This window comes from Cyanobacterium aponinum PCC 10605 (genome assembly GCF_000317675.1).
Taxonomy (GTDB): Bacteria; Cyanobacteriota; Cyanobacteriia; order Cyanobacteriales; family Cyanobacteriaceae; genus PCC-10605.
The window spans coordinates 814,598-841,130 of record NC_019776.1 but is presented as its reverse complement, the minus strand read 5'-3'; the positions used below and the strand labels follow the sequence as shown (position 1 = coordinate 841,130).

Below are 26,533 nucleotides of genomic sequence, written 5' to 3'. Positions count from 1 at the left end.
TTTGAGTATTGACGCTATCATATCCTCTGCATAGACTTGAAATAGCCTAAGATGAGACATTTCTTTGGCTTTGTCCCTATATAAAAACTATATCCGTCTCAAATTTGGGGTGTTGCTATGTGGAAAAAATCTCATGTGCTTATCTCGTTACTGTTTTTGATTTTCGCTGGTAATTTGCCCACTGCACAGGCACAAGAAATTAAGATAGATGGTAACACTGCCACTATCGTCACTAGAGATGGGAATCAAATAACTATTGACGGTAATACTTTATCTAAGGATGGGAAAAATCTTTTTCACAGTTTTCAAGAATTTGGTTTAACTCCCCAACAAATCGCCACATTTTTAACCAATCCCAACATCCAAAATATTTTAACCAGAGTGACAGGGGGAAATCCTTCCTATATCCAAGGTTTAATAGAAGTAACAGGGGGTAACTCCAATCTGTTTCTGATGAATCCCGCAGGGATTGTTTTTGGGGAAGGGGCAAGTTTAAATGTGCCTGCTGATTTTATCGCAACCACAGCAACGGGAATTGGTTTTGCAAACGGAATGTTTAATGCGGTGGGAGAGAATGATTATCAAAATTTAATGGGAAATCCCAACAGTTTTGTTTTTAATACTAATAAATCTGGTAGCATTATCAACGCAGGGGATTTGGCTGTAGCAGAAGGGCAAAATTTGACCCTCATTGGTAGTAATGTCATTAATACGGGAACAATAGAAACTCCCAACGGAAAAATTAATATACAGGCAGTTGAAGGCACATCAAGGATAAAAATAACCCCTGAAGGTAGTTTATTGAGCCTAGAGGTTGATATACCAGTAGATGAACAAGGAAATTTACTAGGGTTTACCCCTCAAGATTTACCTACTTTATTGACAGGAGCAAAAAATTCGGGAGTTGTAACCGATGGAGTAGCACTTAACCCTAATACTAAAAATGTGGAAGTTTCAGGGATTGTAATTCCGAATGAGTCTGGATTAAATATCGTTTCAGGAGAGTTAAACACTTCGTCTCAAGACTTAGGGGGAGAAATTACCCTTTTAGGGGATAAAGTGGCGGTGATTGATGCTCAAATTTCCGCTAGTGGCGTTAATGGTGGTGGTGAAATAAAAATTGGGGGAGATTTTCAGGGTAGTGGCACAATTCCTAATGCTTCTTTGACAGTAATTAATTCTGAAAGCAAAATCGAAGCTAATGCTTTTGACAAGGGTGATGGCGGAGAAGTAATTATTTGGTCTGATGGAGATACTTATTTTACGGGAGTTATTGAAGCTAAAGGGTTTCTTAATGGCGGTTTTGTGGAAGTTTCAGGGAAAGAAAATCTTTATTTTGATGGAAAGGTTGACACTTCCGCAGTTAATGGTAGTTTAGGTACATTATTGTTAGATCCTGAAAACATAATAGTTTCCAATGATCCAAGTAATCCTAATGATCCTTTAATTCCGCCCACGGTTGACGGTAGTTTACCCGAAATTACTTTAAATGATTTTATAGGTCAAGATATAACGATTAACGCCACTGTTTTAGGAAGTCAAACAACGAATATTGTCCTTGAGGCGAATAATGACATAGATATTAATGCAGATGTTAATGTGATTAATACTGATGTTGATTTTACCGCAAGGGCTAATCGTTCGATTCGGGTTAATAATGGTGCAGATATTATCACTAATGGGGGTAATATTACCTTAAATAGCGATCGAGATGGCTTGAATGGTGGTTCAATTGATATTCGAGGGGTAAATATTGATGGTAATTTAGACCTTTCTATTATTAACGCCAATGGCGGAGATATAGTCCTCGGAGGGGGTATAAATCCTTTAGTAACTCCTGCTGTGGGCGTAGCGAATCAGGGGATTAATCCTAATGATAGAAACAGTGGAATCTATTTACAAGATGCAAGTTTAATTACTGATGGTACTGGTAATATTAGTTTAAGAGGATCTGGACAAGCTGGAACAGGTAATAGCAATATTGGTATTCATTTAGTTGGGCAAACAACCCTTCAAACCGTAGATGGTAATATAAATGTGGTAGGTACGGGAGAAGCTAGTGGTGAACTTAATCATGGTATTGGTACTGCTTCTCCAGAGATATTAAATGATCAAGTTATCGTTGAAGTAACAGGTTTAGGTAATATCGAATTAGTTGGTATTCATGAGGGTAATGGAGTAAATGGTGTTGGTATCATCACAGAAGGAGATGACTCGGCAAACCCAACAAGAATTACATCTAATCTAGGTACAATCACATTAAATGGTTTAACGGATGCTTCTTCTAACACATCAAGGGGAATATCTATTCAAGCTAACTCCCAAGTTAATTCCGTTGGAGGAGGAAACATTAATGTTAATGCCCATTCTATCAATAATAATGATGCTGTAGGGGTATTTGATAATGGGGCAATTATTACTGCGGGATTAACTACTTTTGACACTCTTTCTCTTAATAATGGCAATGGCGGTACAACTATTTTTCCCATCAGCAGTGAAAAAGATATTTCTATTAATTCCAATTTTTTGAGTGATTTTGCTTCTGTTACTCTCAATAATGGTAGAAATGTCGCCATTAATGATGCTAATGATGTTATTTTCAATGAATTTTCTATTGTAGGGGATTTCACTGTTAATGCGACAAACACAAGTATTTTTAATGCAGTTAATGCTAACAGTCTGACTACTGGTGAATTTGGTGCAACTCAATTAAATGGTAATGTAACTACGGCGTTAGATCAGATTTATAATAATCCTGTAGCATTACAAGCAGATGTTAATTTGAGAGGTAATGACATAAGTTTCAATAGCACTGTTAATTCTTTCAATTCTATACCTCGCGCTTTATCCATTACAACATTTGATGTAACTGGTGATGTTAGTGATATTGGTAATATTAGTTTTGGAAATGGTGTCGGAGATGATAGGATTGGCTCTCAATTTCCGTTATCAACTTTGACTACCACTGCAGAAGGAGAAGGTGTTAGTAATCTCAATATAAATCTTGATGGTATAGCGGGTAATAATATTAATTCTATTGTGGCTCAGGTTGACTTAGTATATAACAACCCAGTGGTTTTAAGAAGAAACACGGCAATAAATGCTAATAACAATGTAACTTTCAATGCTTATATTGACTCTTTTGATATTCCTTATGATTTAAGTGTGACTGCAGGTAATAATATTAACTATGGTAATGGTTTAGGTGATAATCGCATCGGTGCAGTTATCGGCTTAAATAATTTTAACAGTTCTGCCGAGGATATATTCATTAATATTAATACGATCGCAGATGGAAATAGTATTAATACTATCGGAGATCAAATCTATAACGACCCTGTCATTTTACAGCAGGATACTGTAATTAACACTAATAATTTAGATGCTCTAGTTATTAAAGTGGCAGATGATTCACCTAACATAGCTTCATTAAGAATCAATGCTAATGATAGTGTAACAATTACGGGAGAAGAAAATAATCAAACTAATATCAAATTAGGTATTTCCACCGCACGTATTGGGGGGCAACCAGCAGGAGATATTTCTGTTAACGCTTCAGGAAATATTGACATTGATGGTATAGTTAACACCACTGGCATCAATCAATTACCCCCAACTTTTGCTTCTGAAGCAGGAGATATTTCTATCACTTCTACTAACGGTGATGTGGTTATAGATGCGATCGCATCTTATGGTACTGTTTCATCAGGTGCAGTAAACATCGCAGGAAACAACGTAGATTTAGGGTTTATTGTCAGTAACAAACCAGATATTACACCTCAGCCACTACCCGAAACTCTGGGAGGAATAATTACTATTGATGGCACAGCCATAACGATACGAGGAGAAGTGACGGGAGAATCTTTAACTACTAATGGGAATTTAACTTTAATTAATAATTCCAATCCTTTAATTATTCAAGGTCAATCTTTCTTCGCTAATTCTACTATTAAGACTATTGGAAATCAAGATTATAACGGTAATGTAACTCTAGCCGATAATCAAATCGCACTTTTGGGCAATAATATCGATTTTGCCAATGCGGCGAATAGTGAAACAGGAGAGAATAATAACTTAACGGTTACGGCAAATAGCGCTAATTTTAATCAAGCCATAGGCAATAATCAACTATTAGGAGATTTAACTTTAAATGTATCGGGAGAAACTCAATTAAATCAAGTAAATAGCAATAGTTTAATCACTAATGAATCTGGCATAACCCAGTTAAATGGAGATGTAACTACCACAGGAAATCAAACCTATAGAGATGAAGTAATTATCGGAGATGCGATCGCAGTTTCAGGCAATAATATCGATTTTGCTAATACAGTTAATAGTCAAACAGGAGAAAATAATAACTTAACCGTTACCAGTAATAATGTTACTTTTAATCAAGCCATAGGCAGTAATTTACCATTAGGAGACATTACTCTTAACATCTCAGGAGAAACTCAATTAAATCAAGTCACTGCTACTAGCTTAGACACAGATAATTTAGGCACAACCGTATTAAATGGAGATGTCGCTACCACAAGAAATCAAACTTACGGTGATGAGGTGATAGTAGGGGATGAAATCGCACTTTCGGGTAATAATATCGATTTCGCTAATACAGTCAATAGTCAAACAGGAGAAAATAACAACTTAACCGTTAGAGCTAATAATGTTAATTTTGGAGACGGCTTGGGCAATGACTTAATTGGGGGAGTTGCCAGTTTAAATCGTTTAATTGTAACTAGTCCGATAATTAATATCAATATTAATACCCCTGCGAATAATAGCAGTATTCGTACCATGGAAGGGCAAACATATACAGGTAAGGTTAATACTTTGCTTGACACAACCTTAACAAGCACAAGGGGGAATCTTAATTTTAACAATCTCGAAGCCTCTGATAATAGAGATTTAACCCTAGAGAGTTTTAGTAGTGTTAATTTTCTACCTAATAGTCAAATTATAGGTAAAGGTGGCGATTTAACTATTCAAAATAACAGCGATCGCACTACTATTATAGATAACTCCATAAATAGAGGTGATTTACTATCTTTCAATATTCGTAATTTGGGACAAGTAGAAGGCTTTGATAATATAATTATCGGTACGGAAAAAAGTGGTAGAATTGATGTTAACCAAGCTCTAGTAATTCGTGATCCTTTAACTCTCAGAGCTAGTGAAATTAACGTAAATGAGAACATTAATGGTAATGGTAACGCTTCTGTCACTATTGAAGGTTCAGAGACAACTACTACTTTAAATGCTAATATTACGACTCAGGGCAATGCTATCACTATTGATGATAATGTGATTTTGGGTGATGATATTATTCTTAGCACTAATTCGGCTCGTGGTTCGGCAGATATTGATATTCTCGGTACAATTGACGGCAATCACGATTTAACCCTCAATGCTAATGGTAGCAATATTTTAATTGAAGGTGCGATCGGATCTTCTCAGATTCTCAACAATCTTGAAACGAACAGCAGTTTAGTAACCCTTGATGGTAATTCTGTTTCTACTAATAATAGTCAAATTTTCAATAGTGATTTACAGCTAGGAAAAAATATTTCTTTTAATACCCCTGATTCTTTTCGTAGTGGGAACATTAACAGTGATGGCACTAACCTAAATATTTCCGCTCAAACCATTACCACAGAAAATATCAACACTCAAGGAGGAGATGTAACCCTAAACGCCAAAAGTGACATACAAGTTAGCACCATTAACACATCAAATCCACAACAAGGAGGCGATGTGGAGATAACAACCCTTGGTAACTTTCAAGCCACAGGAATAGAAAACGGTACAAGTATCAATACCAGTGGCGGAAATGGTGGTGCTGTAACTATTGATTTATTTCCGGGGGATTTAGAAAATGAAGTCAGAGAAGATAGTCGTTTACCCTTTATTATCGGTGATGCTAGTGAAAATGGTACAGCTGGACTTATTACTAATAGTCGATTTACCCTAGGGCGAGGAGAATATTTTATCACCACAACCGAAGGTAATTTAACCTTGAGACTTTTAAATAACTTACCCTCATTTATAAACAACACGCAAGTAGTTCAAGAAACTCCTATAACCCCAACTCCTGAAATTGCCCTTTCATCTCCCCCTATTCCTATTGCTACTATTGATCAAGCAAAAGAAATTTTAACCGCCATAGAAAGAGAAGCGGCGGAAAAACCTGCTTTAATTTATGTTAGTTTTACGCCAAAAGGTTATCAACCTCAAGATTTAGAAGCAGAATTTGCCAGAAGAGAAGCCACCAATACTCAAGAATATAGCCGAGTCAATATTAATCAGGTCAATTTACAACCTAGTCTTAATATACAACCGACGGATGAAGACCAATTAGATATATTAGTAGTCACCAAAGATGAAAAACCTTTAAGAATAGTCGTACCAATTAACCGTAAACAAGTAGTTGAAACCGCAGGCAATTTATGGGCGACAACTTCCGATGTTTTTGCTCTTGATGATAGTTATAAACCCCACGCCAGTGATATGTATGATTGGTTAATTAAACCTTTGGAAAAAGAATTAGAGGCGAGAGAAATTTCTAATCTCCTGTTTATTTTGCCAACGGATATGCGCTTTATTCCTGTTGCCGCTTTATATGATAGAGAAAATCAACAATTTTTAGTGGAAAAATATAGTAGCGGTTTAGCACCTAGTTTAAACCTGAATGATAACCGTTATCGCCCTATTAAAGATTTAAGTTTATTGGCAATGGGTGCATCAGAATTTGCCGATGATAGTGTTGTGCCTTTACCTGCCGCTAGTCTTGAATTACCTAGTATTCGCAAGGTTTGGACTGGAGAAACCCCAGAAAATTATCAAGAATACCTCAATGAGAATTTTACCCTCGAACAAGTAAGAAGTAACTTAAATAGCCAAGCCTTTGGAATTGTTCATTTTGGTACTCATGGAGATTTTAACCCCTCTGAAACGGATGAGAGTTTTTTACAATTGTATGACTCCCGTTTAAATATTACGGAAATGCGTCGTTTGGGTTTGGATAATCCCTTGGTAGATTTAATGGTATTAAGTGCCTGTGAAACTGCCTTTGGTAATGAGGTTGCGGAATTAGGATTTGCGGGTTTAGCAGTACAAGCAGGAGTTAAAACGGCATTGGGTAGCGTTTGGCAAGTTAGTGATACTGGTACACTCGCATTAATGACTGATTTCTATAGTAAATTGAAAAATACCACTACCAAAGCAGAAGCCCTACGTCAAGCACAATTGGATATGTTGAAGGGCAAGGTTTATAAAACCAGTGATGGTAATACTATTGTTACTCCTAATTTAGATATTTCTTTGGAGGATTTACCCGATACTTCTCGTTTTCCTGAAGATTTTTCTCATCCCTTTTATTGGGCTCCTTTTACGATGATTGGTAATCCCTGGTAAAGGTAAATTAACAATTAGTAATTATATTTTTCCGTTAGGTGTGTTTTGGTTTTCATAAGTGGAGAGGTTTGAGATGTTAAACTCTTGAATATTTTTATTTATTACCTACTACTTAAAAACCTGACAATTTTGTTGATAACAAAAATTATTATTTTTTGTCAATTTTGTCGTTATAATCTAATCAAAATATCTTTTATGCTTATTAAAAATCAATAAAAATTATGAATAAAGTTAATTTATTAAACTTTTTTTTAACTCTTAATTCTATTCTATTATTGGGAGTATTTTTTAATAAAAATATGGCTTATGCTCAAGATTATCCTAATCATAATAGTTTTTACATTGCTCAAAATTTAGAAGAAAAATTAAAAATTAGTGAGATAAAAGTCGTTAATAATACTATTTTTGAAGAAGAAATTAAAGGAATTATTGAACCCTATAAAAATAGTGATTTAACCCTCAAACAATTAGAAGATGTCAGTAATGAAATTACAGCTCTTTATCTCAATAATGGTTATATTACCACTAGAGCTGTTTTGGAAAATATTACTTCTGATAATGTAGCGGTTATTCGAGTGGAAGAAGGACAAATAGAGGAAATTAATATTGAAGGGGCTCAAAGACTGGAAAATTATGTCAGAGAAAGGATTGGATTAGGTACGCAAACACCTCTTAATAGTGGTAAGTTGGAAGACCAATTGCGTTTATTAAAAGTTGATCCTTTAATCGATAATATTGAAGCTAGTTTGCGTAAGGGTAGCGGTGAAAGACAAAGTATTTTAGATATAAGGGTAACAGAGGCTAATCCCTTTTTCGGTACTGTGGGTATTGATAATTATTCTCCTCCAAGTATTGGTGGTACTCAAATGACGTTTAATTTGGGTTATGGAAATGTATTTGGTTTGGGGGACAGTTTTGCTGTTTCCTATCGCCCTCGTTTGGAGGATTGGACTGGTACATATAATCTTGATTTTAATTATTCTGTACCTCTTAACCCAATGAATGGTACTTTACAAGCAAGGGTGTCTCTTCAAGAAAATACGGTGGTAGAGGGAGATTTTCAGGAGTTGGATATTAGTGGTGAGAGTCAATTTTATGAAATTAGTTATCGTCAACCGATTTTACGTAATCCGAGAGAGGAATTTGCTTTATCTGTGGGTATGAGTTACCGCAATGGACAAACTTTTACTTTTCAAGGTCCTACTCCTTTCGGTTTTGGTCCTGACGAAGATGGTATTAGTCGCACTAATGTGGTTTCTTTTGGTCAAGATTATGTTAAACGAGAGCCTACGGGGGCTTGGGGGGTGCGATCGCAGTTTCGGTTAGGGGTAGGTTTATTAGATGTTACTACTTCAAGCAGACCAAATGATCCTGATGGTTATTTCTTTGCATGGTTAGGACAGGTACAAAGAGTACAATTAATTAACCCTGATAATTTATTAATTATTCAAGCAGATTTACAATTAAGTGACAGTCCCTTACTTCCTTCAGAGCAATTTGTTATTGGTGGAGGGCAATCAGTGCGGGGTTATCGTCAAAATGTAAGGGCGGGGGATAATGGTTTTCGTTTTTCCATCGAAGATCGTATTACTCTTGTCAAAAATGAAGAATTGCTTCCTGTATTTCAGTTAGCTCCATTTTTCGATATGGGTTCGGTGTGGAATGCTCCAGAAAATCCCAATTTTCAAGCTGATGAGCGGTTTATTGCGGCTTTGGGTTTAGGCTTAATTTGGCAACCCATAGATGGTTTAAATCTTCGCATTGACTATGCACCACCTTTAATTGATTTAGTAGATAGGGGTAATAATATTCAAGATGATGGTCTGTATTTTAGTTTGAAATATAATTTTTAATCTCAAATTCCTTAAGGGAGCGAGACGCTCCCACTAAAAACTTTTCAGCAACTATTTAATTCACTAATTTCTCAAAAATTCTTATTAATGATTCTGCGTTGTCATTACTGTTTTTATATATTTCCATAGATTCTTCTAGTTTTTCTTCTATTTCTTGGGTGCGATCGCCTATTTTTTCTTGGTAGTCATTCAAACATTCTATGAGTTTTTCTTCTATCAAATTAAATAAATTTTGGTACTCCTCGCTAATTTCCCCAGAATCTGAGCTATATAACGTAATTAAAGTTTCCGTAGCTTCTTCTATTATTTCCTTATTTTCTTCATTAACATCCGTTATAGTTGAAATAATGTTATCTAAAGTAGAAGGAATTTCTGCAATATTTTCTTCAATAAAATTATTTAAATAGTCATCATAAAAGCGAACAAAATTTTCTGATTCTTTGTCTATAACTTCTTGATAATGACTTATAGCTCTTAATATAATTTCATCAAGAAAACGGTGGGTATTAGTCAGATTTTCTGTTAAAGAGGGTTCTATTTCTTGGACATTTTTATTAAATAGATTAACAATTTCCTCGAATTCTTCTAATTCTTCAGCAATATCTTGATCATTACTATTTATTTTTTCTGCGAGGTTAATAATATCTTCTTTAATCTCAACTGTTAACTCTTCATTTTCCGTAACAAAATCCTCTATTTTCACCTCTAAATCATCTAATTCCGTTAACATTTTTTCAACTTCATTAGTAAAATTATCCTCAAGAGTCGTTATTTCATTAAGTAATAATTCCGTTGTTTCCGTCAAGTTATCCCAAATTTCCTCGATAGTAGTATCTGTTTCTACCAGAAATTCTCGCAAATCTTCAATATTCCCGTAAGTTTCTTGTTTTTCTGCTTCAAAATTCAGTAAACTCTCATGAATCGTTAAAACATAATCGGCGAATTTTAACATAATTATACTGACCGTTTTCGCAAATATATTTTCAGTATAATTTATTCTTTTCGACTTGAATTCCCTCGTTAGCACTCAATAAAAAAGAACCCCACCTTCCACGAAGTAAGGAGGGGTAATTCAAAACCGTTGTATTGATCGCCAGAGCGAAAAAGTACTAGCGAACCACAATCGTCTGGAATCAGCCGCCCATAATAGCTTGAGCAAGACCGATGTATAGTGGTATTCCTATGCCAATCGCAACCGGCGTGCCGATAGCGGTGGATGAGCCCACATAGGCAGAGGGATTAGCTGAAGGGATACCTGCCCGTAAAGTGGGAGGTCCAGAAATATCTGAACTGGAACAAGCAATAACGGCTAAAATTACTACGCCACCAAGGCTAAATCCAGTCAAAGCATGAGCAATCATCCCGAAACCGAAAGCGATGAATCCATGTACCAATGGCGCAATAAAAGCATATACTGCGTACCACTGAGCTACTTTGCGCAACTCACTAAGCCTTGCAGTCGCCTCCATACCCATTATTAACATCAAAATGGAAAGTAAACCACGAAATAAGGGATTGAAGAAACTCTCGTAAACACTTTCAGGCTGGGTGAACAAACCTAAAGCAAGTCCAAGTAACAATGCGGATAAAGCAGAACCTTGCAAACTTTCTTTAACAATAGGCCATATTTCTACTCGCTTTGGTGTACCACGTTGTTGGCTAAGATACTCTTGACGAGTTGTAGGATATTCCATACTAGAGTAATCCCCTGCGGCAACTGCCTGTTTACTAACATATTCTACTTTGCTGAATTCTTCTTCTTTATCATTACGGCGTTTGCTCAGATAAACACTAGCCATAACGATCGCAGTTACAAGAGCAGGAATATCCATAAATGGGTAAAGAGCCGCCGCCCAGGCTTCGTATTCAATACCTTGAGCTTCCAATGCCGTTAAACCTGCCGCCAAAGTAGAACCACTAACTGCCCCGAATAAACCTCCCGTGGCTAAAGCATCTACTGTTTTGATATTAGGTAATTGAGCTAATGTATATCGGGCAATGAAAACGATTAATATACCTAGCAAAACAGCAAACAAAGCGGGTAAAAATATTTCCCCTAAATTGGCTTTACGAATTGCAATACCACCGCTCAAACCGACTTTAATAAGTAGCATGAAAACAATAAACTTATAAATTGAGTCGGGAATTTGTAGTTGGCTACCGAGGGCGGCAATTATCATTCCACCAATGAGAAACCCTAAAGTTGGGGATTGCAACTGTCCGATAAAATCAGATACAAAATTAGATAAGAAATCCACAAATACCTCCTTCTGCCTCCTCAAAAGAGGAGCTATTTTTATAGACTATAATCTATTGTTTTTTTTAAATCATGCAGTTAATTCTATCGTAGAATGTCCAGATTGTTGCTCTCTTTGACACCAATTTAGAACGCAATATCTGATTTGAATGATAAGTTTTTCTTTTGTATAATTCCTCCCTTTAGCTAAAGTAAATTGCGATTGTTCTTTTCAATGAATAGTCTTATTGAAAATGTTTCCCTTATCCTGAGAAAATCCTAATCCACTTGCAATGGTGCTGAATCCACTGGTGGAGCAGTATCTAAAGAAGGACTATAACGAGCGACATTAAACCAAATTATTGACAGCAGTAAACCAAAACCACAACCAATCAGAAAAATCCAACCGTGAGAAGGTTCTAAAACACAAAGCAAACGGCGATTACTGCCATATACTTGCACTACCCACCCCTCGTCATTATTCAACTTTGGCTGTGAGTGTCTCGATTCAAAATTATTCATTTTTTTTGCTCCAAGCTGTTTTTTTGTATAGACTACAAGCTGTATGCTTATTTACCTCAAAATTAATACCTATTAAAAACTCATCTGTAAGGTATTGAATCAAGAGTTAGAACAATAGTTCTATTTTTTTGCTTTTTTAAACCATTTTTATAGATATAAATCTATGATTTAAGTGATTAGCATTATTTTTAGTATATGCACCCTGTCATTAACAAGCAACATTTTTCGCCAAAAATTGCCTCAGACTTATTAAGCCTATTGATAATAAAAACTTATGCTATAAATCCGATTTTTATGCCTATGTCTCCTCTTGACTGATCAATAAATGTTCTGTTAGAGTGCTTAACATGACAACGACACACACTATTGTTAGACAATGTGTACACAAAAATGAGGGTATTCCCTTCGTCCACTTGAAACTATAAGGTGTTGCACAATGTTGTCATTTTCTTACGTTTCTATTTAGTTTAATGAGTATATACATCAAGAGGTAATCTACATGACTCAGCAAGCCAGTAAGCTCGTCATCGTCACGGAAAAGTTACTGCTAAAACCGATCGCCAAGATCATCGATGCAGCCGGAGCTTCCGGTTATACGGTGGTAGCCGCTGGCGGTAAAGGCAGTCGCAACGTTCGCTCATCAGGACAACCTAGCGTTTCTGACACCTACTCAAATATAAAAATAGAAGTCCTCACCGCCAATCGAGAGATGGCATTGAAGATTTCAGATGAAGTTGCCGCACAGTTTTTTAATGACTATTCGGGTATCATTTATATTTGTGAGGCTGAAGTCCTATACGCACATAAGTTCTGATTTTTCAACATCTTGCACTAATACATAAAAACTAAGTAAAAGGTGGCAAGTTACAGGTAGTAGGTGTCAGGTTTAATGATTTTTGACCATTTTTAGGGTTAGGACAACAATGAAGATTTTTGGCGTTACTTATTTGTAATATAAGCGCATTTTAGTCTCACTCGATCTTAAGATATAAGGATATTATCATCATTGTCTATTGCCCATCTAAATAGGGAATCATACCTAAAGTCAGCGACGCCAGATTTTTTTATGAAATAGCTAGAGTTGACTTGAGTCTAAACTTTGTGCCTCTTCCTTGCTAGTGGGTAAGTGTAAACCGCATTCTTGTTTTAAACCATGGAAACGGGTATCTCTTTCATGATCATCATCTACCGAAAGAGGACGACTAGAGTGCCAATCTCCCACGGTGACATAACCTTGATCAAAGTAAGGATGATAGGGTAAGTTGTATTCTTTTAAATATTCATAAACATCTCTGGAATTCCAACGCAAAATAGGTAAAATTTTATACTGTTCACCCTGTTGATTAACATAACCTAATTGTTTGCGAAATTGAGTTTGATTTTGTCTTAATCCAGCTAACCAAGCCTTGGCAGATAACTCTTTTAAAGCTCGTTGCATGGGTTCAACTTTACGAATACGATCATATAAATTGAGGGATTCAACGTCTTTTTTCTCCCATAATTTGCCATAAATTGCTTCCATTCTTGCGGGGGTTAAATGGGATTGGTAAACTTTCAAATTAAGATTTAATTTATTGGTTAATTCTTCGGCAAATAAATAAGTTTCTTTCGGTAAATACCCTGTGTCAATCCAGATGACAGGAATATCAGGCACTACTTGAGTTACTAGATGCAACATCACCGCCGACTGAATGCCGAAACTGGTACTTAAGACTAAATGCGAACCAAATTCTGCTTTTGCCCATGACACTATTTGACTGGCGTTTGCTTGGGCTAATTTCTCATTGATATTTTTTAAATCTAGCTCAAAATGGGTGTTAGGTAATTGATACACTGGCTTTATTGATAGTTTATGGTAATCTTAGTCTTCTCTTTGTCCTTTGAGGGAAGGCAACAGCCAAGGATATATGACATCATCTTATCATCACATGAGAAACTATGACGTAGTTTTTTGGGAATTAATACCAAAGCATTTTTATAGGTCAAACTCAATTTTTTCTGAAATTATAGCTTATATTTTAACTTGAGTTCGATATAAAGTTGTTCAGTAGTGATAGCAGATTTAGCAAAACCCCTGTGTGTCTTCCCTTCTGTTTAGGGGGTGGGGTGTTAGGGTTAGTATTAATAAAACAGTTTTGCCCTCCCCCCTCGAGAGGGGGGATAAAGGGGGTTTTGCCCTTTGCCCCTTGCCCTTTTAACTCTTCCCTTCAGTTAATAAGAGATAGTTTGAAAGTTGTTTTCATTATTGTCATTATCATTGGCAGGATTAGCATGGGACCTAGACCAATCGCTACCCACTTGGATGGTAACATCTGAATTAATGACTCCAGTGCTTTCAACCACCACTTCTCCCACTCCTAAATCTGCTCTTAGTTGGGCGGCGGCAAGGTTATCTCCTTGTTGAGCAATAATTTTTGTTTCTGGTAGGTTATGAGGATAATAGTTATAGCTAAAGTAAGCACGAGAATAGCCATTGTCTTTTAGATATTGTACAATTTTCTGGGCTACTTCTTGATCATCTTTGGTACTTTGTACGGCAATTTTAAGGTTATGAGAATCTGATTGATAATTGGCAGAAAAATAATTAGAACCGACTTCAAAGTGTTGTGCCATAACTTCACTGATTTTGTCATGATTCGGTAGCCAATAACTCAATTCTCCCTCTCCGGGGGTGTTAAAGTCTCCGGGTAACATTACCATTTTGACATCAGAACGATTTTTTTGAGCGGCAAAGGCAGCTAGTGCAATCAATTCATTGGTGGTTAAGTTGGTATCAAGATGCGATCGCACTACATTGAGAATATCGGGCATTCTGAGGATGGTACGAGGACTTAAAGTTTGTTCAACTAAAGCACGCATAAAACTTTGTTGTCTTTGGACTCTACCTATATCACCATAAGCGTCATAGCGGAAACGTAAAAATTGAATCGCTTTTTCACCGTCTAAATGTTGTTGTCCCTGTTTAAGATCAATATACAAATGTTGACTATGATCTGTATATTTCATATTTTCGGGTACATAAATATTTAATCCCCCTAAAGCGTCAATCAGCTTTTCTACTCCCTGAATATTAATTCTAATGTAGCGATCTACACTAACGTCATCTAAGAGATTACTTACAGACTCAGCCGCTAAAGCGGGACCTCCTAAAGCATTGGCTTCGTTAATTTTAGTAACTCCCCTTTGAGGTATAAGAGTTTTGGTGTCACGAGGAATAGAAAGCACTACTACGTTATCTTTTTCTGGATCGAACCTTAAAAGTAACATACTGTCTGATAGTCCTTCAAAAGAATTAACTAAAGCATGATAACCAACGTCAGGGTGGGCTTGTTCTGGTACATCAGAGGTTAAAACTTTAATTCCTAGTACAAGAATATTAACGGGACGACTTAATTTAGGAATTTGTAGGCTATCAAAAGTAACAGTTTCTTCCTGATTAAAAACAGCTTCTTCGGCGGGAGTTAATTGGGCTTGTCTTAAGGGTGTTTTAGAGAGAGATAGGGCTAATAATGCTCCTACACTAGCAGAAACAACTGCGATCGCACTAAAGCCAAAACCTAAGAATAACCAACGAGGATTAAATTTGAGAGAAGATTCTTTTTTACTGTTATTTTGATGCTGATATTGATTAGATTGACGCTTACTTTTTCCCTCTGACATGGGTATCCTCACACACTTAATCTAAAAAATTGGGATTGTTTTTCACCATAATAACCGATTATGTAATTAAGGTTTTAAGAAAAGGGAATAGGCAACAGGGAAAGGGCAAAGGTAAATAATTAACCTCAGTTCGGTTTAAGAATATCGGAAAAGGATAGGTGTCAGGTGTCAGGTTTCAGGTTGCAGGTGTTCAAGTGATGAGAGGATGAGAGGGGAAGTAGGGGCTTGGGGTTTTGGGGTGTAACGTCAGTTCGGGTTAAGGGGTTAAGGCCATTTTATTCTTATTTCTAAGAAGATATAAGGTTTTCTGACCACGAGATAATGCTTTCAGCTTATCCAAAACTCAGGTTAATTAAAAATTAAAAATCCCGTTCACGACAGAAGGGAATGTAAGAGCCGAAAGTAAACTCTCTGAACTCCTGTACGGGCAAATGACCATTCGCTCCTAACTAACTCCGAACTTCCACTCATTATCCTTTTAGCAACTATAATATAGTTTCTGTTGTTTCCATAGAATCTGATGACAAAAAGCGATCGCCCCTTATTATTAATAGTAGATGGACATTCCCTTGCATATCGTGCCTATTATGCCCTAGCTAAAGCCAAAAAGGGGGCGTTGCGTACTTCCACAGGTATTCCTACAAGTGTTTGTTTCGGGTTTCTTAATTCCCTCTTTACCATCATTAGCGACTATCAACCCCAATATGTAGCCGTTGCCTTTGACTTGAAAGAAGCTACTTTTCGCCACACTGCTGATAGTAATTATAAGGGCGATCGAACTCCTGCTCCTGATGATTTTATTGAGGATGTGAATAATTTACAGATTTTGTTAAAGGCTTTAAATATTCAGATAGTCACCGCCGTTGGTTATGAAGCTGATGATGTTATCGGCACATTAGCCACCCAAGCAGTAAAATCCCATTGTCAAGTTAAAATTTTAAGCGGCGATCGAGATTTATTTCAATTAGTAGATGATGAAAAAGAAATAAGCGTCTTATATTTAGAGAAAAATATCGGAAAATATAGCACTTATAAAGAAGAAGAAGTGTTTACCAAAATGAAGGTAAAACCATCGCAAATTGTCGATTTTAAAGCATTATGCGGCGATAAATCAGATTGCATACCCGGAGTTTTAGGGATTGGAGAGAAAATTGCTAGTAATCTTTTAGCAGAATATGAGACATTAGATAACGTTTATCACAACTTAGATAATATTAAATCTGCGGTGAAAACTAAACTAATTAACGGAGAAAAAGACGCTCAACACTCCCAATTTTTAGCAAAAATAGTCACAGATATTAACTTAGAAATATCCTTAGATGATTTGCAACTAACAGGATTTAATAATCAAGAAATAATCCCCCTCTTACAAACCTTAGAATTAAATAGCTTCGTCAAACAAATTAATCAAATTCAAGAGAAGTTAGGGGGTAGAATATTAGATAATCTGACAGAAAATAATGGGCAATTATCTCTATTTACTATCGGGAAAGGAGTAAAAGATATAGGTAAAGATAGGCAACAGTTATCCTCCTTTAATCCCCCCTTAGTAAAGGGGGAAAGTAACTCAGAAACTAATAATAATTCTCAGTCAATAGATACTTTAATTGTTGATAATATAGAAAAATTAGAGACCCTAATCAACAATATAAAACAGGCAAAAATTACCGCTTGGGATACCGAAACTGACTCCCTTGATACTCTTACCGCTAACTTAGTAGGAATTGGTTGTTGTTGGGGAAAAACTCTCAAAGATACTGCCTATATTCCTCTACATCATAAAGAAGGAAAACAGTTAACTTTAGATATTATTCAGACAAAATTAGAGCCTATTTTAAACTCTACAGAATATCAAAAAACCTTCCATAATGCAAAGTTCGATCGCCTCATCTTTCTGAATAATGGTATAGAAATTACAGGTATTGTCTGCGACACTATGCTAGCTAGTTACGTTTTACAACCCGAAGAAAGTCACAAATTAAGTAACTTATGTATCAAATATGGCTGTGAATTTATTGCCCAAGATTATGAAAATTTAGGCTTAGATAAAAAGCAAACTATAGCAGATTTACCGATAGAAAAAACAGCTAATTATTGTGCCTTAGATGTATTGGCAACATTTCATTTAACCGAGATTTTAACCACTGAATTAGAGAGAATTCCGTCACTTAAAAAAGTATTTGAACTGGAATTAAAACTAGAACCCATTTTAGCCCAAATGGAACAAATAGGAGTATTAATTGACAGTGAATATCTGCAAGAATTAGCCAAAGAAGTTGACTCAGAATTACTAACTATTGAAACAGAAGCCTATGAAGAAGCGGGAGAAGAATTTAACCTTGCATCTCCTAAACAAATGAGTGAATTATTATTTGAAAAATTAGGCTTAAATAAAAGAAAAAGTAGTAAGACAAAAACAGGCTATTCTACCAATCAAGCCGTATTAGAAAAACTAAAAGGAGATCATCCCATCATCGACTTAATTTTACAACATCGCACCTTAGCGAAATTAAAATCTACCTATGTGGATACCTTACCCACTTTAGTTAATCAAAAAACCCAAAGACTACACACCAATTATAATCAAACCGTGACTGCTACGGGCCGACTTTCTTCATCCAATCCCAATTTACAAAATATACCTATTCGCACCGCTTTTTCTCGACAAATTCGTAAAGCCTTTATTCCACAATCAAACTGGGTATTTTTAAGTGCAGATTATTCTCAAATTGAATTAAGAATTTTAGCTCATTTAAGTAATGAACCCATTTTAATATCTGCTTATCAAAATAATCAAGACATTCATACCGTTACCGCTAAATTATTACTCGAAAAAGAAGATATTACCCCAGAAGAAAGAAACTTAGGAAAAACGATTAATTTTGGTGTAATCTATGGCATGGGTGCACAAAAGTTTTCCAGAGAAACAGGAGTAAAGACAGCAACGGCTCAAAAATTTATCGATATATATAGAGAAAAATATGCTAATATTTTCAATTACTTAGAAAACCAGAAAAAAGAGGCTTTAGTTAATGGTTACGTCACTACTATTTTAGGAAGAAGAAGATATTTTTATTTTAATGATAGAGAGGCAGAAAAATTAATCAATACTGATATTAACTCCTTTGAATTATCCGATTTTAACTTTAACTATCAAACCATACAAATGTTAAGATCTGCCGCTAATGCACCAATTCAGGGTTCTAGTGCAGATATAATTAAATTAGCCATGATAGAAGTGAATAAAATTTTAGCTGAAGAAGAGGGTAATTTATTATTACAAGTTCATGATGAATTAGTGTTTGAATTACCCTTAGAAAAAGTTGATGATTTGAGTTTCAAAATTAAGGAAGCAATGGAGAATGTGTTATCCTTGAAAATACCTTTATTAGTAGATATTCACACGGGTAATAATTGGATGGAAGCAAAATAAGTGGCTCTATCACTTCTCATCGTGTAAATTATTAGTTAGGGTAGGCAAGAGGCAAGAGGCAAGAGGCAATATATTAAATAATAATTTATAAATTTTTAGTTTTTGTTTTACTATAAACACCATTCAATAAAGGTTATGGAAGTCCTGTTTCCCTTAATTTATCATAACCACACTCTGAAGAACCAAATAAATTAGCAAATCAAAAATTAATGGCTCTATCACTTCTCGTCGTGTAAATTATTAGTTAAGGTAGGCAAGAGGCAAGAGGCAATAGGCAAGAAGCAATAGGCAATAGGGGATTATTAAATAATAATTTATAAACTTTTAATTTTTATTTTACTATAAACACTATTCAATAAAGGTTATGGAAGTTATTTTTTATTAATTTATCATAACCACTGTAGAAGAACCAAATTAATCAATAATCTTGTTATAAATAATCAACAGTATAGTGAATAAAGATTTCTTCTTTAATATTTATCACTTCTAATAATTGCAGAGAAATTATTGAGTGCATATTCTCATCTAAAAAAGTTGAGCAAAAATTAGGAGCTTTACTGTTTAATATTAATAAAGGACAAATAGTTATCCATAAATCATCAATTAATTTATCTTTTAAAAAAGAAGTTATTAATTTTTCTCCTCCCAAAATGGCAATTTTATTAATGTTCATATTTTGTAAATTATCAAGAATAAAGTGCCAATTAATTATTGATGATTCTGAGATAAAAATATTCTGAAAATAAGATTTTTCACCTTCTTTTGATGAATATTGAATATCATTATTGCAATTGGGAAAAGTATTTATATTTTCATGCCATGTATTTAATCCCTCTTTAGTGGTAATTAAACCACGAGGTATCGGTTGGGAAAAAAAAGCCCAATCAGGTTTAAGATTACCAGAGGGTGAGCAAACTATATGCAAAGGTTGAGGCTGTTGGTGTCTTGCTTGTCTTTCTTTTATTAATTTTGGGTCTTTGATTGATAAACTTGTACCATAAGCACGGAGAGTATTTGCTCCGAAAATTACCGCATCGCACAAAGATACTTGAGTTTCTAAGTGATGAAAGTCATTAACAGAGGTGAATTTTGCTCTGGTATTGACATCAGTACTGATTTTACCATTTAAACTCGTGGCAATAATCGCAGTAATATGAGGTTTTGAACGATTAGTCATCTGAAAATATTCTATGATTAATAAACCAAATTTATTATGAAATTAAATAATTATTTACTTAGCTTTTTGTTTGTATTTTTCTCTATACTTAAACAATAAATCTTCTATTTCATATTGATGTAAAATAAATGCTTCATAATAGATAGTTGACATACATTTACGAAATTGATTAGGCAGTAAAGATTCGTCTAAAAGTTCATTAAAAAGTTTAAAAAAAGAAAGTTGTCCCCGCTCCATTGATTTTTTTTTCGTGATGCCTGTAGGAGAAAATAAATAATGGTAAGAAAAGATTTTACTATCATGTTTATCGCTACAAAAGAAAGCTAATAAAAGAATAAATAAGGGTATAACAATGGGATTTTTGTCGATAGTATCTTTTACGATTTCTTCAACTTTTAAACGATGGTAGCCAATATTACTATAGTCTTCTGTAAAAAGTGCATCTATTGTGACGGTTTCTTCTCTATCGGGAAATTTTATAATCATTCCTAATACGTGCAAATTATTGATTAAATTTTCCCATTTTTTATAGGGTAAATTATCTGTAGTAAAAGTGCGATCGCAGTAATGAATAATTTTTCTAATAACTAGCTCAAATTTAGAAGGAATAGAGATGCGATCGAATTTATATAAATCATCTGGTATAGGGGGAACAAAATATCGTAAAAAAAATAATTGATGAGTATGAGAAGTAAAAAAACCACAATTAAGAAGTTCTATTAATTTCTCAATATTGTAAGGGAATTTTTTACATGATAAAAATATTTCCCCTTCTATTTCCTTCGCAACAATCAATAATTCTCCGGGTTGTAAATTAAAAGACTCACGATAAATTTTTTGTCTTAATTTCTGTTTATGAATTTCAAAACACTCATTTAAAGCATTGTCAATTAAAGGTGCATAATCTTCTTGATTTTGTGAAAAATCTACTTCATATAAATCAACAATATAAACTGGTGTCCAAATGCCTGTTTCTAGCTGTAAATTGAGTAAAGACTTGCCAAAATATTTGATGATTATTTTCTTTCTTTTTATTTGTTCTTCCCTTTGTTTTTGTATTGATAAACCTTTCGATTTAACTGGTTTTAGCTCCTCATTTTCCTGTATAGAATCATCTGTGTTTTGTGAAACTTGACTATCATTCTTCTTTTCTTTGCCAATGGCAAATATATTATTAAACATTATTAATACAATTGTTATTGATAGAGATACTTGACAGGAGATAACTTGAGGATTTTAAAAAGTTTGCTCAAGCATTACCCACCCCTAGTAGTATCTTTTACTGTCTTAGTTAGTATAATAGACATCCCCAGAAAATATTAATATAGGCTCGTAGTTAGGGCTAAAGCCCTTATTTTGAAAATTGTTGGAGATGTCTAATAGTTCCTAGTTATTTTTCATGGTAGAAGGGATAAATTCAGGGTCATCGCTAGGAACTTCAGGAATATATTCTACATAAGGAAGATTTGCCCCCAATAAACCCTTTTTAATTCTTTCTGGAGTTTGAGAAAAAACCACAAATAAAGGTCTAATTTCTTCTGCTAAATCACTAAACATATGTTCTTCTGTCTTTGGCATAATCCACTCATATTCTTTGTTTAAATAAATTTGAGATTGGCGCCAGCGTCTTAGTAAATCCGAAAAATCTTCTTGGGGGCGATGAATAAACACTAAAATTTCTACCCCTATCTTAATCTTCCATTCAGGATCACACATTAAAATTGCTAAATCGCAGGGAATAGGTGTGATTTCATCCGTACCCACCGAACTTAAACAATCTCCAGAAACGGTTTTTAAATTTCTTACTTTTGCGAGGGGAAGAGGTATTGTAATAACACTTTCTGTGGGTCTTCTCATACTAGGAATCATTTCTAAGTATTCCCTATACATCCCTAATAAAGAGACAACTCTTTTGCGACTGCTATAGTCAGCCAACACCGTTTCATAATCTGATTGTTTAATAGACATGATTAATAGAAAAGGTAAAGGAAATTTTATGATTATTCCTACATTATTACATTTTCATGATACCTAGGATTTAAAATTTGTGTCATTCATCAGAAGATAAGCAATATCTGAGTTCGGAGTTCGGGGTTAGGAGTTAGTTAGGGGCGAATGGCCATTCGCTCGTACAGGGGTGTTAGAAGTGATTAATTGTCAACTATTTACGTTTGCCCTCTCCCTCTCGAGGGGGGATAAAGGGCAGGGCTGTTTCATACTAAAATCTTTGTTTAAGAGGGAGTAATAAGTAACGAGCAATGAGTAATTAGTTTTGATAATTTATTATGATTAATTGATTGTTTCAATATTTTTTATTCTTACTTAAAATCTGCAAGTCAAAAATCCCCCCATCTCCCTCTCCCCTTATCTCCCGCTCTTTTTTCTCGAAAATGAAACAGCCCTGGGGATAAAGGGGGGTTTGCCCCTTGCCCCTTGCCCTTTTGTATTCCTAATTCCTAAATAATGCCCTATTCTTTCATTGCATCTACAGAAACAGGGACAAAATCACCGTGAATGGTTAAAGCTAAAAGCATTTCTTCACCTTCGGGAATTAGCTTACCTGTTAGGACGCAACTTTCGTCTTTTCTAGCAGTTGCCGCAACAGTAGAGCGAATATCAGTTTTTGAAAAATTAGGACGGTATTCTCCAGACTTTTGCTGTACATAATTCCAAAGAATATCTCGAATTAATGTTTGATAACCTTGACTACCAGATAAAGATTTTAAACTATCTTTAAGGGTTTTTTCCAAACGGATACTGGTGACTTCCATTTGGGTGGTGGAGGTTCTGTTAGGACGCATTTTTTTTCCTCTAAACTATACTAGACATTAAATTTTGTGACATTGAGTATTAGTAATACTAGGGTAATGTATTACTGAAAAAATAGCCAGATATTTGCAAGAAAATTTACAAACATTTACTATACATTATTACATAAAAGTGATCAGAATGAAATATAAATTGACTCAAGTTTAGTCATAAGTTTAGAAATGATGATGATTTCTCTCTGAATTTCCATTGACAATGTTAGGATATAAAGAAAAAATAAAAGTAATTGTTGACCATGACGGTAAAATTAATCGGGTTAAAGGCGGATCATTTTCGTCATCCTTTGGACTTGGAAGCAACAAATAGACTTAAGCAACTTCCCGGTTTAGATTTAGCTATTAGGGGTTTTTTAGGAGGTATTGCGGAAGATTTTTTTTATCTTAATAATATCGCTTCAAGTATTCGTATTTCAGAAAAACAACTACCTGATTTGCATGATTTACTCATTTCTGCCTGTGAAATTTTGGATGTAGAAAAGCCTCAATTATACATTCAACAAAATCCTGTGCCGAATGCTTATACTTTAGCTATTCGTGGTCAAAAACCTTTTATTGTTATTCATACATCCTTGCTTGATTTACTCAATCCTGAAGAAATTAAGGCTGTCATTGCTCATGAGTTGGGACATTTAAAGTGTGAGCATGGGGTATATCTTTCTTTGGCTAATATTATGGTGTTGGCGGCGGGATTAATCCCCTCTTGGGGAACATTGGTGGCTCAATCTCTACAAAGTCAGTTATTACAGTGGGTTCGTTGTGCTGAATTTAGCTGCGATCGCAGTGCTTTATTAGTAGTACAAAAACCAGAAATTGTTATGTCCGTGTTGATGAAACTAGCTGGAGGTTCACCGAATTTGGCATCTAAGTTGAATTTATCTGCTTTTATGGAGCAGGTAAAAGACTATAGAATGATGAGTAATAATGAGTTAGGAAGACTCTTACAAGAAACTCAAACCGCTCAGTTAACCCATCCATTGCCGATTATAAGAGCAAAAGAAGTAGAAAAATGGTCTAATTCTCCTGAGTATGATCAGTTGCTCAATCAAAAAAGAATAAGTTATAATAGTGGAAGTGATCGTCAGGGCGGATGGCGAAATTGGTAGACGCACCACACTCAAAATGTGGCGACTTCGGTCATGCGAGTTCGAGTCTCGCTCTGCCCATTTTCTGTATTTCTCATAGGATAGTGCTTTATATGTGCTCTTACTATATTTGATACCAAATTCGGATAATTACCTATAAAAAAATTCCGTATTTTAAATTATTTTTAAATTATAAGCAGATACTGGGTTTACCTAATTGTGGCGTGAAATATTGCTGAATTGCTCAAAATATTTAACACTAAAAATATTATTATCAGTGCAAAAGCATCTATTCCCTATTCCTGATCTAAACTAAAAATAATAGCTTAATCCATCAACGCCCAGATATTTAATCATAACTGTTTAAGCGAACCTGATATTATAGTTATCTTGGGCTGTTGCCTACGGCATAGTCTCCTGACACAAAATTTTCATCAACTCCGAAATATATCAATAAATTTAGAATGGGCTAATGCCCACCATGTTAAGAAGTGGTTTACCACCTCATAACCAAAAATAAGAAAATGAAAAGATAGCTCAGATTCAAATGGGTGCTTTTTCTTTTCTCTCCTTTAGGTAAGCAAAAAACTCTTTACCCTCTCTAAGTCTTCTTCTTAACATCTGTGTATCCGTTAACATTTCCGTAACAATGGGAATAATAGCTTGAGGGCGAAAATAAAACTTTCTATACATCTGCTCAACTGCATCCTCAATTTGGGCAGAAGAAAGATTAGGATAGGCTAATGTTGATGTTTGAATACCAAACTCCGAAATCAAATTTTCCTTACTAAACCAGTTATTTTCTAATGCCTGACGATATAATTCTGTACCGGGATAAGGGGCGGCAATGGATACTTGAATGGTATGAGGATTGACTTCACAAGCAAAACGGATGGTTTCTTCGATGGTTTCTCGATTCTCATTGGGTAGTCCGATAATGAATGTACCATGAACTTTGATACCTAATTTACGACAATTTTCCATAAATTTACGGGCAACTTCTAGTTTAATACCCTTGCGAATACCATCAAGAATTTGCTGGTTACCTGATTCAAATCCTACTAGCAAAAGTCTTAAGCCATTATCTCTAAGTTGTTTGAGGGTATCATAGTCTAAATTGGCACGGGCATTACAACTCCATGTTAACTTTAATTTTTTCAAATGCTCACTAATTGCGATCGCTCTTTGCTTATCAATCGTAAAAGTATCATCATCAAACATATACTCCCTCACAGAATCTCCGAAAAGACTCTTTGCCATTTCCATTTCTTTGCCCACTGCTTCTGGTGACTTGGCTCGATAATTATGTCCACCAATAGTTTGAGGCCATAAGCAAAAACTACATTTAGCAGGGCAACCTCTACCAGTATAAAAAGAAATATAAGGATGCAGTAAATAACCGATAAAATATTTTTTGATGTTTAAATGTTGTGCATAAATAGGCAAAACACTGGGCATAGCATCCCAATCATGAATTAACTCTCTTTCTTGATTATGAATAATATTACCGTTTTGATCTCGATAACTTAAGCCTTTAATCTCACTAAAATCTTTACCTTCTGCAATCTCTTTGCAAGTATAATCAAATTCGTTACGACATACAAAATCTAAAACGGGATTATCGACTAAAGTTTTTTCGGGTAAAACTGCCACATGGGCGCCAATAAAACCAATGACAATATCCCGATTTTGAGCTTTAATAGCTTCAGCACATTTAACATCATTAGCTAAAGAGGGGGTGCTAGTGTGCATAATAACCAATTCGTAATCAGAGGCTATTTTCAGCACATCTTCTACTGTTTGATTATGAGGAGGGGCATCAATTAATTTACTACCAGTTACTAAAGCGGCAGGTTGTGCCAACCATGTGGGATACCAAAAAGAAGTTATTTCTCGTTTTGCTTGATACCTCGCACCTGCACCACCATCAAAACCATCAAAGGAAGGAGGGTTTAAAAATAAAGTTTTTTTCATAGTCAACAAGTATTTATTGTTGTAATAAAAGTATTAAATACAATTTCTACCAATTCTGAGCAAATTTACAAGAATTGTTAATCAAAAATATACCTTAATCGAAGAGACAAATCTTAGATAAGACGATTTATGTTTGAGTTTACTGGGGAAATAAGAGAATTTAGAGATTAAAGTTAGAGCATGAGAAAATTGGTAGCTAATTAATATACAAAGAGTTACGCAAACATATACTCGTATTTAATAGAAAAAGCCGATGATTTATCATGCCACTAAAATGCTAAACAATAGTGATATACTCCCAATGCCAAAATTAAAAATTTATGGCGTGGGCTTCTTAAAGGCAAAAGCCCTCAAGCAT

15 protein-coding genes and 1 tRNA gene are annotated in these 26,533 nt (G+C 34.9%); 6 read left to right on the top strand and 10 right to left on the bottom strand.

The window, feature by feature from the left end; all coding sequences use genetic code 11:
• Positions 1-117 precede the first annotated feature (117 nt).
• Entirely contained in the window at positions 118-7,410 is a 7,293-nt protein-coding gene (locus tag CYAN10605_RS03395; protein WP_015218542.1) for a CHAT domain-containing protein, read from the top strand.
• 221 nt (positions 7,411-7,631) lie between these two features.
• A complete protein-coding gene (locus CYAN10605_RS03390) occupies positions 7,632-9,263 on the top strand; it encodes a ShlB/FhaC/HecB family hemolysin secretion/activation protein (protein ID WP_015218541.1) in 1,632 nt (543 codons plus the stop codon).
• A 55-nt stretch (positions 9,264-9,318) separates the two neighbouring features.
• Here CYAN10605_RS03390 and CYAN10605_RS03385 read toward each other — a convergent pair whose 3' ends face one another.
• The 3 genes from CYAN10605_RS03385 to CYAN10605_RS03375 form a co-directional block, all read right to left on the bottom strand.
• Positions 9,319-10,215 carry a hypothetical protein gene (locus CYAN10605_RS03385; protein ID WP_015218540.1) on the bottom strand — a complete coding sequence of 299 codons (897 nt, stop codon included), beginning with the start codon at positions 10,213-10,215 and terminating at the stop codon, positions 9,319-9,321.
• A gap of 181 nt (positions 10,216-10,396) precedes the next feature.
• On the bottom strand, positions 10,397-11,521 hold the full coding sequence (locus tag CYAN10605_RS03380; protein WP_041922413.1) for a sodium-dependent bicarbonate transport family permease: 1,125 nt from the start codon (positions 11,519-11,521) through the stop codon (positions 10,397-10,399).
• Between the two features lie 257 nt (positions 11,522-11,778).
• Positions 11,779-12,021, bottom strand: coding sequence for a hypothetical protein (locus CYAN10605_RS03375; RefSeq protein WP_015218538.1), 243 nt, complete (start codon positions 12,019-12,021; stop codon positions 11,779-11,781).
• 499 nt (positions 12,022-12,520) lie between these two features.
• On the opposite strand from CYAN10605_RS03375, the gene CYAN10605_RS03370 reads away from it, so the two are divergent.
• Positions 12,521-12,835, top strand: coding sequence for a P-II family nitrogen regulator (locus CYAN10605_RS03370; protein ID WP_015218537.1), 315 nt, complete (start codon positions 12,521-12,523; stop codon positions 12,833-12,835).
• A 261-nt stretch (positions 12,836-13,096) separates the two neighbouring features.
• On the opposite strand, the gene cysH is transcribed toward CYAN10605_RS03370, so the two are convergent.
• On the bottom strand, positions 13,097-13,855 hold the full coding sequence (cysH, locus tag CYAN10605_RS03365) for a phosphoadenosine phosphosulfate reductase (protein WP_015218536.1): 759 nt from the start codon (positions 13,853-13,855) through the stop codon (positions 13,097-13,099).
• A gap of 377 nt (positions 13,856-14,232) precedes the next feature.
• Positions 14,233-15,681, bottom strand: coding sequence for an LCP family protein (locus tag CYAN10605_RS03360; RefSeq protein WP_015218535.1), 1,449 nt, complete (start codon positions 15,679-15,681; stop codon positions 14,233-14,235).
• 520 nt (positions 15,682-16,201) lie between these two features.
• Here CYAN10605_RS03360 and polA point away from each other — a divergent pair.
• The gene (gene polA, locus CYAN10605_RS03355) at positions 16,202-19,114 is read left to right on the top strand and encodes a DNA polymerase I (protein ID WP_015218534.1); all 2,913 of its coding nucleotides are present in this window, start codon (positions 16,202-16,204) and stop codon (positions 19,112-19,114) included.
• Between the two features lie 430 nt (positions 19,115-19,544).
• On the opposite strand, the gene CYAN10605_RS03350 is transcribed toward polA, so the two are convergent.
• The 4 genes from CYAN10605_RS03350 to CYAN10605_RS03335 all read right to left on the bottom strand — a co-directional run bounded on the left by CYAN10605_RS03350 (position 19,545) and on the right by CYAN10605_RS03335 (position 23,092).
• Positions 19,545-20,291, bottom strand: coding sequence for a RibD family protein (locus tag CYAN10605_RS03350; RefSeq protein WP_015218533.1), 747 nt, complete (start codon positions 20,289-20,291; stop codon positions 19,545-19,547).
• A 54-nt stretch (positions 20,292-20,345) separates the two neighbouring features.
• The gene (locus tag CYAN10605_RS03345) at positions 20,346-21,473 is read right to left on the bottom strand and encodes a hypothetical protein (protein ID WP_015218532.1); all 1,128 of its coding nucleotides are present in this window, start codon (positions 21,471-21,473) and stop codon (positions 20,346-20,348) included.
• Positions 21,474-21,677: 204 nt separating this feature from the next.
• Complete coding sequence (locus CYAN10605_RS03340) at positions 21,678-22,259, bottom strand: hypothetical protein (RefSeq protein ID WP_015218531.1); 582 nt, start codon at positions 22,257-22,259, stop codon at positions 21,678-21,680.
• 500 nt (positions 22,260-22,759) lie between these two features.
• Entirely contained in the window at positions 22,760-23,092 is a 333-nt protein-coding gene (locus CYAN10605_RS03335) for a hypothetical protein (RefSeq protein WP_015218530.1), read from the bottom strand.
• 263 nt (positions 23,093-23,355) lie between these two features.
• Here CYAN10605_RS03335 and CYAN10605_RS18050 point away from each other — a divergent pair, with 263 nt between their 5' ends.
• Positions 23,356-24,222 (top strand): M48 family metallopeptidase, encoded by an 867-nt coding sequence (locus CYAN10605_RS18050; protein ID WP_015218529.1) that lies wholly within the window; start codon positions 23,356-23,358, stop codon positions 24,220-24,222.
• A tRNA-Leu gene (locus CYAN10605_RS03330) sits at positions 24,201-24,282 on the top strand. Before CYAN10605_RS18050 ends, CYAN10605_RS03330 begins: the two co-directional genes overlap by 22 nt.
• Before the next feature lie 462 nt (positions 24,283-24,744).
• On the opposite strand, the gene hpnJ is transcribed toward CYAN10605_RS03330, so the two are convergent.
• Positions 24,745-26,175, bottom strand: coding sequence for a hopanoid biosynthesis associated radical SAM protein HpnJ (hpnJ, locus tag CYAN10605_RS03325; RefSeq protein ID WP_015218528.1), 1,431 nt, complete (start codon positions 26,173-26,175; stop codon positions 24,745-24,747).
• Positions 26,176-26,533: the final 358 nt, after the last annotated feature.

Coding starts and splice junctions, on each gene's coding strand:
- polA (WP_015218534.1), top strand. CDS start 16,202: ATGACAAAAAGCGATCGCCCCTTATTATTAATAGTAGATGGACATTCC.
- CYAN10605_RS03390 (WP_015218541.1), top strand. CDS start 7,632: ATGAATAAAGTTAATTTATTAAACTTTTTTTTAACTCTTAATTCTATT.
- CYAN10605_RS03385 (WP_015218540.1), bottom strand. CDS start 10,215: ATGTTAAAATTCGCCGATTATGTTTTAACGATTCATGAGAGTTTACTG.
- CYAN10605_RS03340 (WP_015218531.1), bottom strand. CDS start 22,259: ATGTCTATTAAACAATCAGATTATGAAACGGTGTTGGCTGACTATAGC.
- CYAN10605_RS03370 (WP_015218537.1), top strand. CDS start 12,521: ATGACTCAGCAAGCCAGTAAGCTCGTCATCGTCACGGAAAAGTTACTG.
- CYAN10605_RS03375 (WP_015218538.1), bottom strand. CDS start 12,021: ATGAATAATTTTGAATCGAGACACTCACAGCCAAAGTTGAATAATGAC.
- CYAN10605_RS03345 (WP_015218532.1), bottom strand. CDS start 21,473: ATGTTTAATAATATATTTGCCATTGGCAAAGAAAAGAAGAATGATAGT.
- CYAN10605_RS18050 (WP_015218529.1), top strand. CDS start 23,356: ATGACGGTAAAATTAATCGGGTTAAAGGCGGATCATTTTCGTCATCCT.
- CYAN10605_RS03360 (WP_015218535.1), bottom strand. CDS start 15,681: ATGTCAGAGGGAAAAAGTAAGCGTCAATCTAATCAATATCAGCATCAA.
- hpnJ (WP_015218528.1), bottom strand. CDS start 26,175: ATGAAAAAAACTTTATTTTTAAACCCTCCTTCCTTTGATGGTTTTGAT.
- CYAN10605_RS03350 (WP_015218533.1), bottom strand. CDS start 20,291: ATGACTAATCGTTCAAAACCTCATATTACTGCGATTATTGCCACGAGT.
- CYAN10605_RS03335 (WP_015218530.1), bottom strand. CDS start 23,092: ATGCGTCCTAACAGAACCTCCACCACCCAAATGGAAGTCACCAGTATC.
- CYAN10605_RS03395 (WP_015218542.1), top strand. CDS start 118: ATGTGGAAAAAATCTCATGTGCTTATCTCGTTACTGTTTTTGATTTTC.